This window comes from Pseudomonas multiresinivorans (assembly GCF_012971725.1).
GTDB lineage: Bacteria > Pseudomonadota > Gammaproteobacteria > Pseudomonadales > Pseudomonadaceae > Pseudomonas > Pseudomonas multiresinivorans.
Genome location: NZ_CP048833.1, coordinates 3,957,429 through 3,974,867, shown reverse-complemented (window position 1 = coordinate 3,974,867; position 17,439 = coordinate 3,957,429). Strand labels below are relative to the sequence as shown.

The window sequence follows — 17,439 nt, the reverse complement described above, 5'->3', positions numbered from 1 at the left end:
GCGGGTCAGTCCTCGCTCAGTGCGCTCAGAGGGATGCGGAAGCGGCTCTCGCCGTCCAGCGAGGTGATGCCGCGCGGTCGCGCGGTGCTCACCAGCGCCGTGCCATCACCTTGTTCCAGGACTTCGCAGTCGATATGGCCGACTGCCGGAAGGCTGTCGTCATCCTGCGCGGTACGCAGCCGCGCGCGCGGCTTGAGGAAACGCCAGGCATGGCCCGCTGCATCGATCAGGCGGCACTCGGCCCAGCCGGCGAAGCACTCGTCGGTATAACGCACGATCTCGACCCGAACGCTGGACATGCGCATGGCATCCCTTCATGAGGTGTGGCTCAGCCGTTGAAACGGCGGGCGGTGGTGAAGCTGCGTTGCCAGTAGCTTTGCGCCAGCGAGTCCATGCGAACGCTTTCGCCGGTACTGGGCGCATGGATGAACTGGTTGTTGCCGATGTACAGCCCGACGTGGCTGACACTGCCGCGACCGTTGCGATTGAAGAACACTGCATCGCCGGGGCGCAGGTCATGACGATCGACGCGCTTGCCGCCGCGCTGGATCATTTCGCCGGTGGTGCGCGGCACCTTCACTCCCGCTTCCGTGCGGAACAGATAGACCAGCAGGCCGCTGCAGTCGAAACCGCTGGCCACCGTGGTGCCTCCGAAGCTGTAAGGGACGCCGACCAGCTGACGTGCGCGGGCGACCACTCGCGAGTTGCTGCTCAGTTGCAGCTTGTGCACGCCGGACTGCAACGGGCGCTTTGCCGCTGTGTGCAGTCGGACGTTGTTGCGGTTGAGCGGTTTGCCCTGTGCGGCCCGCGCGAGTTTCGCGCTGGTCTTGTGCGGAGGCGGGCTTTTGCTCTCGCGGGCTTCGGCCTGCGGAACGGAAAGAATGAGCAGCAACGCTGTACTCAGGAGAATCAGGGGGCGCATTTGGGCTACATCGTGTGACTAACGAGTAAAACGGGGCGCCATCTTAGAAATCTCCGGGGAAGAGTTAACGTGGGAATACTGCAAATGCGGGTAGGGCTTTTCTGATTGATGGCGCGGAGGTGACCTGCGCTCGGTGGCCTGTCGTATTAGCCACTGAAACGGCGGGCCGTGGTGAAGCTGCGGTTCCAGTAGCTGTTGTCCAGCGAGTCGATGCGGATGGTCTTGCCGGTTCGCGGCGCGTGGATGAAGCGGTCGTCGCCGATGTACAGGCCCACGTGGCTGGCGCTGCCGCCGCCGTTGTGGTTGAAGAACACCGCGTCGCCGGGTTGCAGTTCGTCGCGGCTGACTTCGTTCTGGCGCTGGGCAATCATCGAATGGGTGGTGCGCGGCAGCTTGCGGTTGGCGATGCTGCGGTAGAGGTAGACGAGCAGGCCGCTGCAGTCGAAGCCGTTTTCCTCGCTTTCACCACCCCAGCGGTATGGCGTGCCGATCAGTTCGTGGGCGCGCTCGACGATGCGCGAGGTGTCTACCGGGCTGAATTGCCGGCTGCCCTTGTCGTGGCCACGAGAGGGCAGGACCGCGGCGCTTCGCTGGTGAGCCTGTGAGAATTCCCCGCTGCGCTGCATGCGATGGGCCACGCCGCGTTGCTCGCCGCCGATCGAAGCGTGGCCAGCGGGCGAGAAGCTCCGGTCGATCGAGGCGCTTTCGTAGCGACGCCAGTCCGGGGCGTCGTACTCATCTGCCAGGGCGATGGACGCACCCAGGGTGCAGAACAGGTAAAACGGAAGCCAGCGGATGGGGCGCACGTCGAGTCACCTCAGGGTGAGCGTTGGAGACGGGCGTTATCCTAGGAACTGGCGACCAGGTGCTATGTAGGAAATTTCCATGTGGCATGAAGGCGATTTCCACGCCTGACCGGCGGTCAAGAAGCGAACAGCTGGCCGATATCCTTGAACGACTTGAACTCCAGGGCATTGCCGCAAGGGTCGAAGAAGAAGAACGTCGCCTGTTCGCCCACCTGCCCCTGGAAGCGCACGTGGGGCTCGATGACGAACTGCGTGCCGTGCTCGCGCAGGCGTTGCGCCAGGCGTTCCCAGTCCCCCCAGCCCAGCACTACGCCGAAGTGCGGCACCGGCACATCGTGGCCGTCCACGGCATTGGTGTGCGCGGCTGCCTGGCTGGCTGTACGCGGGTGCAGGTGGATCACCAGCTGGTGACCGAAGAAGTCGAAATCCACCCACTGCGCGCTGCTGCGGCCTTCGCCGAGGCCCAGCACCTCGCCATAGAAGCGCCGCGCCAGCGCCAGGTCGTAGACGGGGATGGCCAGGTGGAAGGGCGATAGGGCCATGGACATGCTCCTGGTCGGGCTCAGGCCGGTACGGCCAGCAGGCGGGTGATGGTGGCCTTGGCCGCGGTTATCTGGCCCTCGCGGGCGAGGCGGGTGAATTCCAGCAGGGCATGTTCGTGCTCGGCGAGCTCATCGAGGATGTCGCGGTCATCGTCGTCGCCGTCATCGGCCAGGCTGTCGTAGCGCTGGACGTAGGGTTCCACCAGCCCTTCGAGTTTTTCCAGGGTCTGCGACCAGTCGAGCCCGAGCCAGTCGGCGGCGCGCTGCCGACCCAGGGCGGCGGCGTGCGCGGTATCGCCCAGCGGCAGGCCGTGGCGTTGCAGCAGGCGCGCCATGCGCAGGCCGGTCTGGCGCTCCAGTCGCGCCAGCAGGAGCATCGAGGACGCCCCCTCCGGCAGTTGCTCGGCCAGGCCGAGGAAGAAGTTCTCGCCGCGGACTTCACCCAGGTAGGCGGCCTGCAGTTCACGGGCTTGTCGGTGCATGCGTCGGTCCCCCTTTGCTCAATGGGGACCAGCCTAGACGATGTGTGCCGGGCATCGAACCCGGCATGTCGTGTCTGGGCCAGAACGGGTCGCTCAGCGTTCGAAACCGTATTCGCGCTCGACCCGGCTGATACGTACGCGGAACGCGCTGTACCAGTCGCGGCGCCCTGCCTGCTGGGCCATGCGGTGTTCGGCCTGCTGCTTCCAGTGGCGGATGGCGGCTTCGTCGCGCCAGTAGGACACGGTGATACCCAGGCCGTCGGCGCCGCGGGCGGACTCGACGCCCAGGAAGCCGTCCTGCTGCGCCGCCAGTTCGAGCATGCGCTCGGCGGTGGCGCCGTAGCCTTCGTCCAGTTCGGTACGGTAGGAGGTGAAGGTCACGGCGTAGTACGGCGGTTGCGGTGTGCAGGCGATCATGCGGGACTCCCGATTCGGCTGGATTGATGGCGGAACGCGGCGGACAGGAATGCCTCGGCCAGCGGTACGGCAATGCCGGCCAGGGCCTTGCGCTCGGGCTGGAACAAGGTGGCGACGAAAAAGGGATGGTCGGCGGCTTCCAGCGCGCGGATGCTGTCGTCCTCGCCATGGGCGCAGGCGCGCAGCGAGCCGCCGAACAGGGCGTCCTGGAACTCGGGGTTCACGCCGTAGCTGCAGCGGTAACCTTCACGAATTTCCGGCAGCCCATAAATGGCCGCCAGATTCGAACCGGGCGTGAGGCGAATGGTCTCGCTGACTTCCAGCAGGGAGCAGGGCAGCGCGTGGACCACCTGCTGCGTCGCCTCCGGCTCCAGTTCCCCATGTGCCGCGTCGCTCCAGCCCAGTACATGGCGAGCGCGCTCCAGCAGGGCGTGCTGGAAGCCACCGCAGGTGCCGAGGAAAGGCACCTCGCGTTCGCGGGCGAAGCGGATCGCACGCAAGGCACCTTCGGTGTTCAGGTAGGGGCTGCCGGGGATGCACCAGAAGCCCGAGTACGCTTCCAGTTCCAGGCCTTCGGCGAGGCGTGGGGTATCCAGCCAGTCCACGCGCAGGGTGCCCGAATGCGGCAGCAGCGATTGCTGCAGGGCCAGGGGTATCGCCCAGTGGGCGGTGACGCGGCTGTCGCGGTCGCCGATCAGGCCGATCCGCAGTGTTTTACGACGTTTTCCCATCCGTTGTTTCCCCCGGCGTCGTGGCCCATTGGCGGGCCCATGGGAGGCAATTTATAGTTGCGCAGGCGCAATCGAAAATGGGCGGTTGCGCAACCTTGGAGTGCGTTGATGCAATACCGTCTGGAATACGCCGATCTCGCCCTGGTGCTGGCGCTGGTGCGCGGGGGCAGCCTTGCCCGTGCCTCGGAATTGCTCGAGGTAGATGTTTCCACCGTATTCCGCGCTGTGCGCAGGCTGGAGAAGGCGCTGGGCACCGCGCTTTTTGAGAAGGGTCGCAACGGCTACCTGGCGACCGCCACCGCACAGCAACTGGCAACCCAGGCGGAACTGGCCGAGCAGGCGCTGGAAGCGGCACGCCTGGGGCTGGAGCAGGGGCACGACGTGCTCAGTGGCACCGTGCGCCTGACCTGTTCCGATACCGTGTTGCAGGGCCTGCTCCTGCCTGCATTGGCGCGCTTCATGAAGCGCTACCCGGCGCTCAACCTGGAGCTGACCACTTCCAACGCCTTCGCCAACCTCAGTCGCCGCGATGCCGACATCGCCCTGCGCCTGACCAATGCGCCGCCGGAGCATCTGGTGGGACGCAAGCTGGGCGAGGTGCACTACGTCCTCTGTGCCCATCGCGATTATCTGGCTGAGCAGGGCGAACGCCCCTGGCAGGACATGAGCTGGATCGCCCCGGATGACTTTCTCCCCGACCACTCCAGTGTTGCCTGGCGCCGCCAGGCTTACCCCTCGGTGCTGCCGGCCTACCGCTGCAACAGCATGCTGTCGGTGCTGGACCTGTGCCGCGCGGGCCTGGGGTTGGCGGCGCTGCCGGCGTTTCTGCTGCGCCCGGACGACGGCTTGCAGGTGCTGGAGCCGGCACTGCCCGGCTGCAGCATCCATCTCTGGCTGCTGACCCGGCCGGACTGCCGGGCCTTGCGGGCAGTAGTGACGTTGTTCGAGGAGCTGGCCGGCAGCATTCGCCTGCCGGCCTGAATGAAAGACCCCGCCAGGAGGCGGGGTCTTTTGTCTGTAATGGCGACTACCAGTGACGGTAGTGTCCCGGCGGGCCGTAGTAGCCCGGCCCGTAATAGCGTGGCGGACCATAGTAGCGGGGCGGCCCGTAGTAACGCGGGCCCGGCACCACCACCACCGGGCGGTAGACCGGCTGGTAGACGGGTTGATAGACCGGCACCGGTTGGTAGTACACCGGTTGCGGCGGGTAGTAGGCCACCGGGGGCGGCGGAGCGTAATAGGGCGCTGGCGCGGGTTGCGAGCCGGCTACCACAGCACCCCCGACAACGGCACCGACCACGGCGCCGATGGCGGCGGCATCAGTGTTGCTGTTGGCCGCGGCTTGACCTGCGAGGGCGAGGCCAGCGCAGAGCAGAGCGATCTGGGGGAGACGGTGAAGCATGATGCACCTCCTGAGGAACCCGGCGAGGATCCCGGTATCTATGAGACATCTGCCCCGAGAGTTTTGTAACGGCTCTGGTGTAAAGGTTGTGTAAATGGCACCGCGTGGCTCTGCGACGGGCTTTGCGTGCAGCAGCTTGCAATACATCCACGCGCCGCCTCGGCCTCACGGCTGGTAAGGTGGCGGTTTTTCGCGCTTAGAACAGAACAGGGAGACCTTTCATGCCCTCGAACCCCAGATCCTTGAACCGCGCTCTGCTGGCGCTTCTGGCGGCAGCCGCTCTGGCCGGCTGCAGCTCCAAGGATGCTTCGTCCGATGCCGCGCAATCGGCGGCGGACAATCCGCCGGCCCTGACCGGCACCTGCAACGCCAAGGCGGTGCAGTCGATCGTCGGCAAGGTCGTCACCCCGACCCTGACCGAGGAAGCCCGCCGTGATGCGGGCGCCAGCGTCGCCCGTGTGCTCACCCCGCACCAGCCGGTGACCATGGAATACAACTCGCAGCGCCTGAACATCGACGTCGATGACAACCAGGTGGTGAAGCAGGTCTCCTGCGGCTGATTGCGTTCCAATGGGCTGCACCCATGAAAAGCCCCGCCTAGGCGGGGCTTTTTCATTTCCGGCCGCGATCAGCGGTTCGCCGGCTTGTGGATCACCCGCAATGCCTGGGTGGTCTGGTTGACGCATTCCTCGTAGTTGCCAGCCTTCTTCGCTTCCTCGGCCTTGGCAATGTAATCGTGGACCACGTTCACCTTGACGCCGGTGGCATTGGTGCTGGCGGTCTTGAGGAAGTCGTTGAGTTGCTGCAGGTTGCCGTCGCACAGCGCGCTATCGGCGAATGCCGGGACGGAAAACACCATGGCCAGGAGCAGAGCGTACTTTTTCATGCAGGTTCTCCTTGCATCTCGAATGTCGAATCGAAGAAATTCGAAATTACGTTAGCTTGCTAGCAATCGACCAGCGTTTACCCCGCGAATTCATTTCATTTCTGACGCTCGTCAGGAAAAGCCCGATCGTCCGTGTTGCCGGTCAGATGGCGCTGAACTTCCGCTCCAGGCCGTAGCTGCGGAAATGCTCGATCACGTAGTCGACGAATACCCGGGTCTTCGCTGGCAGCAACTTCTGGGCGGCGTAGTAGAGCGCGGTGTTGCCAGCGTCCACGTACCAGTCCGGCAGCACGCGAACCAGGCGGCCGCTGTCGATGTATGGCACGGCGTGCTGCATGCTCACCAGGGTGACCCCCAGGCCCATCAAGGCGGCCACGCAGGCGGCTTCCGGGTCGCTGAAGGTCATGCGCTCCTTCAATGAAATCGGTGCCTGTGCCTGCTGGCGGTTGGTCAGCGGCCAGGGGCGCACGCGGCCGGTCTGTGGCGAGCGGATGCGGATACCGTCATAGCTGGGCAGGTCCGACGGATAACGGATCGCCGGGCGCCCCTCGAGGTAGGCAGGCGCCGCCAGCAGCACCAGGTGTGCCGGGCACAGCTTGCGCGCCACCACGCCGGGCGGCAGCTCGAAGCCGCCGCCGATGGCTGCGTCGAAGCCTTCGGCGATGAGATCGACCTGGCGGTTGTCGAAGTGCCAGTCCGGGCGTATCGCCGGGTAGCGCCCGAGGAAGTCCCCCAGCAGCGGCAGGATGTAGTCGCGGCCGAACACCAGCCCCATGCTGACTTTCAGCGCCCCGCTGGGTTGGCCGTCGGCGCTGGCCAGGTTGGCGATGGCGCTCTGCAGGCTGGCCAGGCCGCCGCTGGCTTCATCGAGAAAACGCTCGCCGGATTCGGTCAGGGTCAGGCTGCGGGTACTACGCTGGAACAGCCGGACGCCCAGGTTGTTCTCCAGTCGCGCCACGTTCTTGCTTACCGCCGCCGGCGTGAGCCCCAGGCGTCGCGCGGCGGCGGCAAAGCTGCCGGCCTCGGCGCTGCGGACGAAGCATTCGATACTGATCAGGCTTTCCATGGGTGGTATTCCGGACGTTTGGTATCGACTGAATATAGCGATTACTGGCTACCGGGTCAGGAGTGCGAGCGCGAAACTGGCCCTGTCGAACTTACTCCCCCACTGATTCCTGGAGACACGAAATGACCACCACTCAAACCCTCGCCGGCAAAGTCGCTTTCGTACAGGGCGGCTCCCGCGGCATTGGCGCCGCCACCGTGCAACGCCTGGCCCGTGAAGGCGCCGCCGTGGCCTTCACCTACGTCAGCTCGGCGCAGAAGGCCGAAGACCTCGCCGCCAGCATCGAAGCCGCCGGCGGCCGAGCCCTGGCGCTGCAAGCCGACAGCGCGGATGCCGCGTCCGTGCAGCAGGCCATCGACACCGCCGCCCAGCGCTTTGGCGGTATCGACATCCTGGTGAACAACGCCGGCGTGCTGGCCATCGCCCCGGTCGAAGAGTTCAGCCTGGAAGACCTCGACCGCACCCTGGCGGTGAACGTGCGCAGCGTCTTCGTCGCTATCCAGGCCGCCGCGCGGCACATGGGGCAGGGCGGGCGCATCATCACCATCGGCAGCACCAACGCCGACCGCATGCCCTTTGGCGGCGGCGCCGTCTATGCCATGAGCAAGTCGGCCATCGTCGGCCTGACCAAGGGCCTGGCCCGTGACCTCGGCCCGCGTGGCATCACCGTGAACAATGTGCAGCCCGGCCCGGTGGACACCGACATGAACCCGGCCGACAGCGACTTCGCGGCATCCCTGATGGACCTGATGGCGGTCGGCCGTTATGGCCGTGCAGAAGAAATCGCGGCCTTCGTTGCCTACCTGGCGGGCCCTGAAGCCGGCTACATCACCGGCGCCAGCCTGACCATCGACGGCGGCTTTGGCGCCTGATGGGCTCCTGATCTTCGCAGCGCGGCCGGGCTCAGGTCCGGTCGCGGCTCTGGATGTTCCAGTGTTCGGAGGTGCTGGCGAGTTTTTCCGAGAGCATCTCCACCTGTTCGTAGAGGCGCAGGGTCAGCCAGTAGAAGCCCTGCTTCTCGAAGGAATCGGTCAGGTTGTGCGGCCGCGCAGGCAGGTTTTCCAGGCCCTGGCAGGCCTGGACCAGCTTGCTGGTGCGGCTGAACTTCAGGGCGTGGGCCGATTGCAGCAACAGGCGTCCGATGATCTGCCGGTGCGTGTCGAGGCTGGCAGGTACCGGTTCTATTTCCCCGGCCTGGGCAGCGAATTGCCGCGAGGCAATGAGCGATTCCAGGGTGCCCATGATGGCGCGGTGGATGCGCTGGAGGATCTCCAGCTCGCGCAGCGGCATGCCTGTCTCCCGCGACACCGGCCCCAGGTGGGCACGCGAAGCCACGAGTCGATGGTCCAGCTCTTCCAGCTGGCGGGCGAAATGCTCGGCGGTAAAGTCGTGGTTGGACGATAACTGTCCGTACATCTGCGCGCAGGCGCGCAGGTTGTCCGAGAGCAGGTAGCGCCAGACGTAGACCGCCCGCAACGGGTAGATCTGCGAGAAGACCAGGGCCACCGCGACCCCGATCAACACATTGGCCGAGCGCCATAACCCTTCGGTGAAGCCGGTCTCGCCGGGGCCGGCGACAATGCACATGGTGATCCCCGCGAGCAGCGCGACATAGCCGGGACGGCGAATCGCATAGAAGGCCGAAGCCGCGCCCAGCACCGACATCACCAGATAAGTGAGGGTGAGCGAGCGCGTGCGGTCGTAAACCGCGATCACGCACAGACCCAGCGCCGCGCCAGCCAGGGTGCCAAGCACCCGTTCGTAGGACTTGCCACGGATCGTCCCCTGGTGCACCAGCCCGCCCATCACCACCAGCACCGTCACCGAGGCCCAGAGCCCGTGGGGCAGTTTCAGCGCGCTGGTCAGCAGCATCGAGGCGAGCAGGGCGAGGCCGACGCGCACGCAGTGGATCCAGGCGGCGTAGCGATAACGGGTGTAGGGATTGGCCAGGCGGCGGAACGGCAAGGTCAGGATCGAGGGTTGCTTCGCCAAGGGAAGCGGCTCCTGTGCGGGCGGTGGCGATGCAGCAAGGTTAGCCGCTCCCGGCCGGAACGGCCGGCCCTGGGTCAATCATCTCGATGACTGCTGGCCGACGAAGTAGTAGTCGCGCTCGCCCACTCGGAAGTGCTGCAGCACGCTCAGCGGCGCCTGTGGCACGGTTTGGCTTTCCAGCAGGGCGATGTGTTCGTCGGGTTGGCCGAGGACGGTCGTCAGCTCCTCGCTGGTCTGCAGGGCCGGCAGCAGGCTGCGGCTGTAGAACACGCTGGCGCCGGCCAGGCGCTCGCTGGGCTGGTACAGCGCCACCTGGCGCCCGACCATCTGGTGCTGGCGAATTCGCTCGGTCAGCGGCAGGAAGGATTCCTTCAGATCGGCGCGGGGTTCGATCCAGATCGCGTACCCCAGGTAGCAGGCGGGTATCAGCAACGCCAGGAACACGGCAGAACGGCGCATCCACTGTGAGACCCGGGCATGCCAGCGCATCAGCAGGACGTGACTGAACTCGGCGGCGATCACCGCCGCCGCCGGGGCCAACGCCATCAGGTAGACCATGCGCTTGCTGGAGGCGAGGCTGAGCAGGGCGAACTGTGCCGCCAGCCACAGGCAGAAGAACAGCAGGTAGCGGTCCCGCGCCAGGCGTTTGCGCAGGTGCCAGAGCCCGAGGTAGAGCAGGACGTTCCACGGCAGGAAGGCCTGCGGCAGGCGGACGAGGTAGTAGTAGAAGGGTTCGAAGTGCCCGGCGTCGCTGAACGAGCCGCTGAAGCGCCCGACGCTGTTGGTCCAGAGGATTTCCTGCAGGGCCGCGCTGCCGCCGTCGCGGTAGAGAAACAACAGCCAGATCAGCAGCGGTACCAGGCCCGGCAGCGTCCACAGCAGGGGGCGTAGCCAGGCGGAGACTTCCAGCCGGCGCCGCGCCAGGCTGTCCCACAGCAGGCAGGCGAAGATCACCACTCCCGGCAGCGCCAGCCCCAGCACGCCCTTGCTCAGGGTGGAGATGGCGATCCCCGCGGCGAACGCCAGCCAGTGCCCGGTGCGCCCCGGCGGCCGGAGCCAGGCCTGCAGGAAGGACAGCAGCGCCAGGGTCACGCCCAGGGTGAGCAGGGCGTCTTCGCCCACCTGGCGTGCATTGGCCCAGAAACTCGCCAGGGTCATAAGCATCAGCGCGGCGAGCAGCGCCAGCGTCGCGGACCGGCCGATACGCCGGAGCGTGCCGTAGAGCAGCAGCACGCAGAACAGCCCGGCAAATGCCGAGGCCAGCCGCACGGACAGTGTGGTCGGGCCGAACAGCTGGATGGCGGCAACGTCCAGCCACAGGCTCAGTGGCGGCTTTTCCAGGAACGGCTGGCCGTTCAGGCGCGGCGTCACCCAGTCGCGATCCAGGTGCATTTCCATCGCGATGCCCGCCACCCTGGGTTCGGTGGAGCCCTGCAACTGGTGATTGCCCAGCGCGCAGAAGAACAGCAGGCCGCCCAGCACGAGCAGGAGGAGTAGATGGCGGCGCTGGTGCATGGCGGGTCACGGGCAGGGGGTGTTGCCTGCATGTATAGGCGACATTTCGTTAACGCGAAATTAACCTTCTCGGTGCTTCACTGCGACCCTCACCCGGTACTCCCCTGGGGGGTCGCCATGTCCGCTCGCCTGCCTGGTTCCCGTGTCACCCCGGCCCCTCGTTTGCGCCGGCGTTATCTGCTGCTGGCTCTGTTCGTGCTGATCGTCGTGGCCGGCTGCCTGGCCGGCTTCATGGTGCTGGTTCCACCGCCGCCCTATACACCCTTGCCGGGCCAGAACCCCGCTCAGGTCACCTTGCTGGCGCTGGGCGACCAGGGCAGTGGCGACCTGCAGCAATGGCGCGTGGCCGAGGGCATGGAGCGCGTGGCGGAGAGTGAAGGCGGGGTGAACATGGTCCTGCTGCTGGGCGACAACTTCTACGGCAAGGCGTTGAGCTCTATCGACGACCCTGCCTGGCAGCTCAAGTTCGAACGCGTCTATCACGGGCGCTGGCTCAGCCACGTACCGTTCTATGTGGTGCTGGGTAATCACGACTACCCGGATTCTGCCGCCGTCGAGCTGGACTACGCCCGCCAGCGCGCAGGCTCCGGTCGCTGGCAGATGCCCGCTCCCTTCTATACGCGCGATTTCGGCGAGGTGGAGGGGCGGCCGCTGCTACGTGTCGCGTTCCTCGATACCAACGCCGATGCTGCCGGCCGCCAGCGCCAGGCAGACTTCCTGCAGCGAGCGTTCGCCCGGCCGGGGCCCGCACCGCTGTGGAAGATGGTGGTGGCACACCATGCGATGCGCAGCAGCGGTGGCAAGCACGGCGATGACAATGCATTGCTGCAGCAACTGCTGCCGGCGATGCAGCATAGTGGCGTGGACCTCTACCTGTCCGGCCACGAGCACAACCAGGAGGTGCTTGTTCGCCCCGGCGAGCCGGCCTGGCTGGTCTCCGGAGGCGGTGGCCAGACCCTCGACGGGCTCCGGCCAGCCGAGCCGGCCGATGGCACGCTGTTCGCCGTCGAGCAGCACGGCTTCGCGCGCCTGGCCTTCTCCGCGCAAGGCCTGCAACTGGCCTATTACGACCCGCAGGGAAACCGCGAACAGGGCTTCCTCTGGGCTCGGGCCTGCCCCTGGCTGGCCCAGGGCTGCCTGAAGCAGAACGATGTTGCCCGGTTGGCGACGAGCAGGGCCACTGGCCAGTAGTTGAGCCCTGTGGGTTTTCGCTAGAATCCCGGACTTTTGCGCGCATGGACCGCGTGCGGCCATCAGCGCTTGAGTCCATTAGAGAGCCCCCATGCTTACCGGTAGTTACGATCCCGCCCTGGTCCTGATCTCGCTGTGCGTCGCCATGCTGGCGTCCTACACCGCCCTGGACCTGGCCGGGCGCATCGCGACGACCCGCGGCTGGCCCGTGCTGCTGTGGATCGGCGGTGGCGGAGTGGCGATGGGCATCGGCGTCTGGTCGATGCACTTCATCGGCATGCTCGCTTTCAGCCTGCCGATCCCGTTGGGCTACGACCTCACCCTGACGCTGCTGTCGCTGGCCATCGCGGTGCTCAGCTCAGGCTTCGCCCTGGCGCTGGTCAGCCAGGACCGCCTGCCGCTCTGGCAACTGGTCTGCGGGGCGCTGGCCATGGGCGCGGGGATCAGCTGCATGCACTACCTGGGCATGTACGCGATGCTGATGCAGCCGGGTATCGACTACGACCCGGCGCTGTTCGGGCTTTCCCTGGCGATCGCTGTGGCGGCGTCCGGCGCCGCATTGTGGATCGCCTTCAAGCTACGGCAGAACACCCCCTATGTGCGTCTGGCTCGCGGTGGCGCAGCGCTGGTGATGGGCCTGGCGATCGTCGGCATGCACTACACCGGCATGGCCGCGGCGCGCTTCCCCGAGGGCAGTTTCTGCGGTGCCTCTCCCAGCGGGCTGAACAGCGACTGGCTGGCACTGTTGATCATCATCGTGACCCTGGCGGTGATCGGCATCGCGTTGCTCACGTCGGTGCTGGATGCGCGCCTGGAATCGCGCACGGCACAGCTCACCTCGTCGCTGGCCCAGGCCAACCAGGAACTGACCCAGCTCGCCCTGCACGACAACCTCACCCGTCTGCCCAACCGTATCCTGCTCGAAGACCGCGTCGAACAGATGATCGGCAAGGTCCAGCGCAACGGCGGCTACTTCGCGCTGATGTTCCTCGACCTCGATGGCTTCAAGCCGGTCAACGATGCGTTCGGCCACCATGTCGGCGACCTGCTGCTCAAGGATGTGGCGCTGCGCCTGTGCGGCAACCTGCGCAGCGACGACACCGTTGCGCGCATCGGCGGCGACGAGTTCGTGGTGCTGGTCGAACTGGCCGAGGCCGAAGACGCGGTGACCGTCGCCAGCCAGCAGGTCAACCTGCTGGCCCAGCCGTTCCAGGTGGCCGGGCAGGAGCTGCGCATCGCTGCCAGCATCGGCATTGCGCTCTATCCGGGCGACGGCGCCAGCCAGCAAGAGCTGCTGCGCAACGCCGACGCGGCCATGTACCACGCCAAGGGCAACGGCAAGAACGGCTACAGCTTCTTCGAGCAATCGATGAACACCAATGCGCGCAACCACCTGCAGCTGCTGCACGACCTCCGTGCGGCGCTGGACCGTCGCGAGTTCATCCTGCATTACCAGCCCAAGTTCGCCGCCAGCGGCGAACCCATCGGCGCCGAGGCGCTGCTGCGCTGGCAGCATCCGCAACGCGGACTGCTGATGCCCGACAACTTCATCGCCCTGGCCGAGCGCACCGGGCTGATCATCCCCATCGGCGACTGGGTGCTCGACGAGGCCTGCCGGCAGATGCGCGAGTGGTACCTGCAGGGCCATGAAAGCTGGCGCGTGGCAGTTAACCTCTCGGCCCTGCAGTTCTGCCATGGGGCGCTGGTGCAGTCGGTGGCCGATGCGCTGCAGCGCCACCACTTGCCGGCGCGCTGCCTGACCCTGGAAATCACCGAGACCACGGCGATGCGCGATGCCGATTCCAGCCTGGAAATCCTCGGCAAGCTGTCGGCGATGGGCGTGGACCTGTCCATCGACGACTTCGGTACCGGCTACTCCAGCCTGCTGTACCTCAAGCGCCTGCCGGCCAACGAGTTGAAGATCGACCGCGGTTTCGTCCGCGACCTGGAGCAGGACAGCGACGACGCCGCCATCGTCTCAGCCATCGTCGCCCTGGGCCAGGCGCTGGATTTGCGCATCGTCGCCGAAGGGGTGGAAACCTCCGGCCAGCAGAACTTCCTCACCCGCCTGGGTTGCGATTCGTTGCAGGGCTTCCTGCTTGGCAAGCCGGTGCCGGCCGAGCAATTCCTAGAGCGTCTCGGCGCTCCGGCCTGAGCGGCTCAGTACTCCGCTGGCAACGCTGCCAGCTGCGTACACAGCTCACGCAGTTGTTCGCACAGGCGGCGCCCGGCGCTGCCCAGTTCCGGGCGTGCGTAGAGCGCCAGCTCCAGCCCCTCGATGGGCGCAAAACCCTCTTCGGCGGTCAGCACCCGGTGGCCTTCGTGGCGCCCGCGCAGGGGCAGCAGGCTGACGCCCATGCCGGCCGCCACCGCCGCTGACAGGCTGGCCAGGCTCGCGCTGCTGTAACTGATGCGCCACCGCCGGCCGCTGGCTTCCAGGGCGTGGATCATCTCCTGGCGGTACAGCGCACCCAGCGGGAAGACCACCAGCGGCAGCGGATCACGGGCGGCGGCCGGAGTGGCGGCGCTGTCCTGCCAGGCCAGCGGTTCGGGCCAGTGCGCCAGGCAATCGGCGTCGGCGCCCCATTGCTTGACCAGTGCCAGGTCCAGCTCGCCGCTGCGGTACTGGCGCAACAGCTCCTGGCTGAGACCGCTGGAGACCTCCAGGCGCAGCCGCGGGCGCTCGGCGCTGAAGGCCGCCAGCAGCGGCATCATCCGCTCGCCGGCGAAGTCTTCCGGCATCCCCAGGCGCAGCACGCCTTCACTGTGCTCGCTGCTCAGCGCCTCGCGAGCCTCCGAGCCCAGTTCGAGGATGCGCCGCGCATAGCCCAGCAGCCGTTCCCCCTGTTCGGTCGGCAGCACCTGGCGCTGGCTGCGATCCAGCAGGCGGCAGTCCAGGCTCTGTTCCAGGCGCAGGATCTGCTGGCTGACGGTGGACTGGGTAAGGTGCAGCAGCTCGGCGGCGCGGGTGAAGTTGCCGGCGTCCACCACCATCACGAAGCTGCGCAGCAGGTTGGGGTCGAGCATTGCGATTTCCACTGAAAGTCATGTTTCTATTTAATTTCAGCATAGAACATCGCTCCGTCATACTGCATCGGCTCATTGATAGAGAGTGATTCGAAGCACGACAGCCATCACGGGGAGCGCCCATGGACATGCCAACCATCCAGACCGAGGACGTGCGCAGCCGCGCCGCTGCCGACGCACTGCTCAGCGCCGCCAGCGATGGCCGCGAACACGATGTGGCGACGTTGCTCGAGCGTGGCATACCGGTGGACGTCACCGATGCACAGGGCAATACGCCGCTGCTCCTGGCCACCGCGCACAACCGAATTGCCGTGGCGCGCCAGCTGGTCGCCGCCGGTGCAGACGTCAACCAGCAGAACCGCATCCACGACAGCGCCTACCTGCTGGCTGGCGCTGCCGGGCGCCTGGAAATCCTCCAGCTGACGCTGGCCCATGGCGCCGATCTGCGCAGCACCAACCGCTATGGCGGCACGGCGTTGATCCCGGCCTGCGAGCGCGGCCATGTGGACGTGGTGGCCACGCTGCTCAAGGCCGGTGTCGATCCGGACCATGTCAACAAGCTGGGCTGGACCGGGCTGCTCGAAGCCATCCTGCTCAGCGACGGCGGCCCGCGCCATCAGGCCATCGTGAAACAACTCATAGAAGCCGGGGCGAACCTGAACCTGGCCGACAACGACGGCATCACGCCGCTGCAACACGCCCGCCAGCGCAACCAGACCACCATCGCCAGGATGCTGGAAGTCGCCGGCGCGCACTGAACCGATTGATTTGCTGGAAACTGCCATGTCACACGAAGTCTTCATGCGTGAGGCCCTGCAACTGGCCCGCGACAACATCGAGGCCGGCGGCCGCCCGTTCGGCGCCGTACTGGTCAAGGATGGCCGGGTGATCGCCCGCGCCGCCAATTCCATCCACCTGGATTTCGACCCTACCGCCCACGCCGAGCTGCTGGCGATCCGCCGTGCCTCGGCCGTGCTGGGCATGTCGCGCCTGGACGGCTGCGTGATCTACGCCAGCGGCCACCCGTGCCCGATGTGCCTGGCGGCCATGCACCTGTGCGGTGTGGAGGGCGCCTATTTCGCCTATTCCAATGACGACGGCGAGCCGTTCGGGCTGTCGACTTCCGCCATGTACCAACAGATGACCCAGCCGCCGCAATGGCAGGCGGTGCCGCTGCGCCCGTTGCGCCCCAATGGCGAAGAAGGCTTGTACCAGCACTGGCAGGAGCAGCGCTCGTGAGCCGGGGCATGGCCATGCCGGTCGAGGAGAGCAACAGCCACGCCGGCTGGATCGGCCTGCTGGTGATAGTCGCGCTGGGTATCAACCTGCGGCCGATCCTCACGTCCATCGGCCCGCTGCTAGCGGATATCCACGATGCCACCGGTCTGGGCTTCCAGGGCCTGTCGATGCTGACCGTGCTGCCGGTGCTGTGCATGGGCCTGTTTGCGCTGGGCCTGCCCTGGGTCGGCCCGCGCCTGGGCGAGAGCCGGGGAATGGTGTTCGGCCTGCTGGCCATTGGCGCGGCATGCTTCTGGCGGTTGCTGCTGGACAGCGGCTTCGCGCTGATTGCCAGTGCGGTGCTGGCGGGCTGCGGCGTGGCGGTGATCCAGGCGTTCGTGCCGGGGGTGATCAAGCGCTGGTTCCCGCACAAGGTGCCCTCGGCGATGGGGCTCTACTCGGCTTCGCTGATGGCTGGCGGCGGTAGCGCCGCAGTCCTGGCGCCGGTGGTTGCGGAACACTTCCATCGCTGGCAGGACGGTCTCGGCGCCTGGCTGCTGCTGGCCATTGTCGGCCTGGTGCTCTGGGCCGTGGCCCGCCCGCGGGAAACGCCGGTGGCGCCGCCGCCCCGGCAGAAGGCGCAGCACTATTTCGGCAGCCGTCGCGCCTGGCTGCTGGCGCTGTACTTCGGCCTGATCAACGGCGGCTACACCAGCATGGTGGCCTGGCTGCCGGTGTATTACCGCCAGCTGGGCTGGACGGCCCAGGCCAGCGGCCAGTTGATCGGCCTGATGACCATCTTCCAGGTGATCGCCGCGCTGACCATCCCTTTGCTGATCCGTCGCTCGCTGGATCGTCGCGGCTGGCTGTGCCTGTGTCTGCTGATTCAACTGGCGGGCTTCATCGGGCTGATCTCGGCGCCGCTGCACCTGCCGGGCATCTGGGTGGCGATGATCGGCTACGGCCTGGGCGCCTGCTTTGCGCTGAGCCTGACGCTGACCCTGGATCACCTCGCCGATGCCGGCGCGGCCGGTCGGCTGGCGGCCTTCGTGCAGGGCATCGGCTTCATCGTCACCGGCATCGTGCCCTACGTCACCGGCTGGCTGCGTGACAGCACCGGGAGCTTCCAGGCTTCGTGGATCCTGCTGGCGGTGTCGGTGGTGCTGATGCTGGGGGTGACGGTGCGCTTCTCGCCCAAGGGATACGCGCGAGCGATGCAGTGGTAGCGGGGATTTGGAGTGG

The 17,439-nt window shown here is 66.6% G+C and carries 21 protein-coding genes; 8 read left to right on the top strand and 13 right to left on the bottom strand.

The features are described 5' to 3' along the window. Positions 1 to 5: 5 nt before the first annotated feature. The 7 genes from G4G71_RS17955 to G4G71_RS17925 form a co-directional block, all read right to left on the bottom strand. Positions 6 to 299, bottom strand: a complete 294-nt coding sequence (locus G4G71_RS17955) for a hypothetical protein (protein WP_169939379.1) — start codon at positions 297 to 299, stop codon at positions 6 to 8. Positions 300 to 328: 29 nt separating this feature from the next. After that, on the bottom strand, positions 329 to 922 hold the full coding sequence (locus G4G71_RS17950; protein WP_169939378.1) for a C40 family peptidase: 594 nt from the start codon (positions 920 to 922) through the stop codon (positions 329 to 331). Positions 923 to 1,068: 146 nt separating this feature from the next. Then, the gene (locus tag G4G71_RS17945) at positions 1,069 to 1,728 is read right to left on the bottom strand and encodes a C40 family peptidase (protein WP_401034639.1); all 660 of its coding nucleotides are present in this window, start codon (positions 1,726 to 1,728) and stop codon (positions 1,069 to 1,071) included. Positions 1,729 to 1,844: 116 nt separating this feature from the next. Continuing rightward, complete coding sequence (locus G4G71_RS17940) at positions 1,845 to 2,270, bottom strand: VOC family protein (protein ID WP_169939377.1); 426 nt, start codon at positions 2,268 to 2,270, stop codon at positions 1,845 to 1,847. A gap of 20 nt (positions 2,271 to 2,290) precedes the next feature. Then, entirely contained in the window at positions 2,291 to 2,752 is a 462-nt protein-coding gene (locus G4G71_RS17935) for a hypothetical protein (RefSeq protein ID WP_169939376.1), read from the bottom strand. A gap of 93 nt (positions 2,753 to 2,845) precedes the next feature. Beyond that, positions 2,846 to 3,169 (bottom strand): antibiotic biosynthesis monooxygenase family protein, encoded by a 324-nt coding sequence (locus G4G71_RS17930; protein WP_169939375.1) that lies wholly within the window; start codon positions 3,167 to 3,169, stop codon positions 2,846 to 2,848. Further along, positions 3,166 to 3,900 (bottom strand): CTP synthase C-terminal region-related (seleno)protein, encoded by a 735-nt coding sequence (locus G4G71_RS17925; RefSeq protein ID WP_169939374.1) that lies wholly within the window; start codon positions 3,898 to 3,900, stop codon positions 3,166 to 3,168. Before G4G71_RS17925 ends, G4G71_RS17930 begins: the two co-directional genes overlap by 4 nt. Before the next feature lie 108 nt (positions 3,901 to 4,008). Here G4G71_RS17925 and G4G71_RS17920 point away from each other — a divergent pair, with 108 nt between their 5' ends. Next, positions 4,009 to 4,881, top strand: a complete 873-nt coding sequence (locus G4G71_RS17920) for a LysR family transcriptional regulator (protein ID WP_169939373.1) — start codon at positions 4,009 to 4,011, stop codon at positions 4,879 to 4,881. A gap of 46 nt (positions 4,882 to 4,927) precedes the next feature. Here G4G71_RS17920 and G4G71_RS17915 read toward each other — a convergent pair whose 3' ends face one another. Further along, on the bottom strand, positions 4,928 to 5,302 hold the full coding sequence (locus G4G71_RS17915) for a hypothetical protein (RefSeq protein WP_169939372.1): 375 nt from the start codon (positions 5,300 to 5,302) through the stop codon (positions 4,928 to 4,930). Positions 5,303 to 5,523: 221 nt separating this feature from the next. Between G4G71_RS17915 and G4G71_RS17910 the strand changes: the two genes are divergently transcribed. Further along, a complete protein-coding gene (locus G4G71_RS17910) occupies positions 5,524 to 5,862 on the top strand; it encodes an I78 family peptidase inhibitor (RefSeq protein WP_169939371.1) in 339 nt (112 codons plus the stop codon). A gap of 68 nt (positions 5,863 to 5,930) precedes the next feature. Here G4G71_RS17910 and G4G71_RS17905 read toward each other — a convergent pair whose 3' ends face one another. Further along, on the bottom strand, positions 5,931 to 6,188 hold the full coding sequence (locus G4G71_RS17905; RefSeq protein WP_169939370.1) for a hypothetical protein: 258 nt from the start codon (positions 6,186 to 6,188) through the stop codon (positions 5,931 to 5,933). Positions 6,189 to 6,330: 142 nt separating this feature from the next. Beyond that, a complete protein-coding gene (locus tag G4G71_RS17900; protein WP_169939369.1) occupies positions 6,331 to 7,254 on the bottom strand; it encodes a LysR family transcriptional regulator in 924 nt (307 codons plus the stop codon). A gap of 122 nt (positions 7,255 to 7,376) precedes the next feature. Between G4G71_RS17900 and G4G71_RS17895 the strand changes: the two genes are divergently transcribed. Continuing rightward, complete coding sequence (locus G4G71_RS17895) at positions 7,377 to 8,126, top strand: 3-oxoacyl-ACP reductase family protein (protein WP_169939368.1); 750 nt, start codon at positions 7,377 to 7,379, stop codon at positions 8,124 to 8,126. 31 nt (positions 8,127 to 8,157) lie between these two features. On the opposite strand, the gene G4G71_RS17890 is transcribed toward G4G71_RS17895, so the two are convergent. Together G4G71_RS17890 and G4G71_RS17885 are read right to left on the bottom strand one after the other, a co-directional pair. Beyond that, positions 8,158 to 9,246: an FUSC family protein gene (locus G4G71_RS17890; protein WP_169939367.1), complete on the bottom strand. Its 1,089-nt coding sequence runs from the start codon at positions 9,244 to 9,246 to the stop codon at positions 8,158 to 8,160. 78 nt (positions 9,247 to 9,324) lie between these two features. Beyond that, on the bottom strand, positions 9,325 to 10,761 hold the full coding sequence (locus G4G71_RS17885; RefSeq protein WP_169939366.1) for an ArnT family glycosyltransferase: 1,437 nt from the start codon (positions 10,759 to 10,761) through the stop codon (positions 9,325 to 9,327). Positions 10,762 to 10,878: 117 nt separating this feature from the next. On the opposite strand from G4G71_RS17885, the gene G4G71_RS17880 reads away from it, so the two are divergent. Both G4G71_RS17880 and G4G71_RS17875 read left to right on the top strand, forming a co-directional pair. Continuing rightward, complete coding sequence (locus tag G4G71_RS17880) at positions 10,879 to 11,952, top strand: metallophosphoesterase (protein WP_240964802.1); 1,074 nt, start codon at positions 10,879 to 10,881, stop codon at positions 11,950 to 11,952. A 91-nt stretch (positions 11,953 to 12,043) separates the two neighbouring features. After that, positions 12,044 to 14,107: a putative bifunctional diguanylate cyclase/phosphodiesterase gene (locus G4G71_RS17875; RefSeq protein ID WP_169939365.1), complete on the top strand. Its 2,064-nt coding sequence runs from the start codon at positions 12,044 to 12,046 to the stop codon at positions 14,105 to 14,107. A gap of 5 nt (positions 14,108 to 14,112) precedes the next feature. Here G4G71_RS17875 and G4G71_RS17870 read toward each other — a convergent pair whose 3' ends face one another. Continuing rightward, positions 14,113 to 14,979 carry a LysR family transcriptional regulator gene (locus G4G71_RS17870; protein ID WP_054910132.1) on the bottom strand — a complete coding sequence of 289 codons (867 nt, stop codon included), beginning with the start codon at positions 14,977 to 14,979 and terminating at the stop codon, positions 14,113 to 14,115. 122 nt (positions 14,980 to 15,101) lie between these two features. Here G4G71_RS17870 and G4G71_RS17865 point away from each other — a divergent pair, with 122 nt between their 5' ends. Genes G4G71_RS17865 through G4G71_RS17855 form a run of 3 tightly spaced genes read left to right on the top strand, consistent with a single transcriptional unit; the run spans position 15,102 to position 17,423 of the window. Continuing rightward, positions 15,102 to 15,737, top strand: a complete 636-nt coding sequence (locus G4G71_RS17865; RefSeq protein WP_169939364.1) for an ankyrin repeat domain-containing protein — start codon at positions 15,102 to 15,104, stop codon at positions 15,735 to 15,737. Positions 15,738 to 15,762: 25 nt separating this feature from the next. Further along, a complete protein-coding gene (locus G4G71_RS17860; RefSeq protein WP_169939363.1) occupies positions 15,763 to 16,218 on the top strand; it encodes a nucleoside deaminase in 456 nt (151 codons plus the stop codon). Then, positions 16,215 to 17,423, top strand: coding sequence for a CynX/NimT family MFS transporter (locus G4G71_RS17855; RefSeq protein ID WP_169939362.1), 1,209 nt, complete (start codon positions 16,215 to 16,217; stop codon positions 17,421 to 17,423). Before G4G71_RS17860 ends, G4G71_RS17855 begins: the two co-directional genes overlap by 4 nt. Positions 17,424 to 17,439: the final 16 nt, after the last annotated feature.

Coding starts and splice junctions, on each gene's coding strand:
- G4G71_RS17955 (WP_169939379.1), bottom strand. CDS start 299: ATGTCCAGCGTTCGGGTCGAGATCGTGCGTTATACCGACGAGTGCTTC.
- G4G71_RS17950 (WP_169939378.1), bottom strand. CDS start 922: ATGCGCCCCCTGATTCTCCTGAGTACAGCGTTGCTGCTCATTCTTTCC.
- G4G71_RS17940 (WP_169939377.1), bottom strand. CDS start 2,270: ATGGCCCTATCGCCCTTCCACCTGGCCATCCCCGTCTACGACCTGGCG.
- G4G71_RS17935 (WP_169939376.1), bottom strand. CDS start 2,752: ATGCACCGACAAGCCCGTGAACTGCAGGCCGCCTACCTGGGTGAAGTC.
- G4G71_RS17930 (WP_169939375.1), bottom strand. CDS start 3,169: ATGATCGCCTGCACACCGCAACCGCCGTACTACGCCGTGACCTTCACC.
- G4G71_RS17925 (WP_169939374.1), bottom strand. CDS start 3,900: ATGGGAAAACGTCGTAAAACACTGCGGATCGGCCTGATCGGCGACCGC.
- G4G71_RS17920 (WP_169939373.1), top strand. CDS start 4,009: ATGCAATACCGTCTGGAATACGCCGATCTCGCCCTGGTGCTGGCGCTG.
- G4G71_RS17915 (WP_169939372.1), bottom strand. CDS start 5,302: ATGCTTCACCGTCTCCCCCAGATCGCTCTGCTCTGCGCTGGCCTCGCC.
- G4G71_RS17910 (WP_169939371.1), top strand. CDS start 5,524: ATGCCCTCGAACCCCAGATCCTTGAACCGCGCTCTGCTGGCGCTTCTG.
- G4G71_RS17905 (WP_169939370.1), bottom strand. CDS start 6,188: ATGAAAAAGTACGCTCTGCTCCTGGCCATGGTGTTTTCCGTCCCGGCA.
- G4G71_RS17900 (WP_169939369.1), bottom strand. CDS start 7,254: ATGGAAAGCCTGATCAGTATCGAATGCTTCGTCCGCAGCGCCGAGGCC.
- G4G71_RS17895 (WP_169939368.1), top strand. CDS start 7,377: ATGACCACCACTCAAACCCTCGCCGGCAAAGTCGCTTTCGTACAGGGC.
- G4G71_RS17885 (WP_169939366.1), bottom strand. CDS start 10,761: ATGCACCAGCGCCGCCATCTACTCCTCCTGCTCGTGCTGGGCGGCCTG.
- G4G71_RS17880 (WP_240964802.1), top strand. CDS start 10,879: ATGTCCGCTCGCCTGCCTGGTTCCCGTGTCACCCCGGCCCCTCGTTTG.
- G4G71_RS17875 (WP_169939365.1), top strand. CDS start 12,044: ATGCTTACCGGTAGTTACGATCCCGCCCTGGTCCTGATCTCGCTGTGC.
- G4G71_RS17870 (WP_054910132.1), bottom strand. CDS start 14,979: ATGCTCGACCCCAACCTGCTGCGCAGCTTCGTGATGGTGGTGGACGCC.
- G4G71_RS17865 (WP_169939364.1), top strand. CDS start 15,102: ATGGACATGCCAACCATCCAGACCGAGGACGTGCGCAGCCGCGCCGCT.
- G4G71_RS17860 (WP_169939363.1), top strand. CDS start 15,763: ATGTCACACGAAGTCTTCATGCGTGAGGCCCTGCAACTGGCCCGCGAC.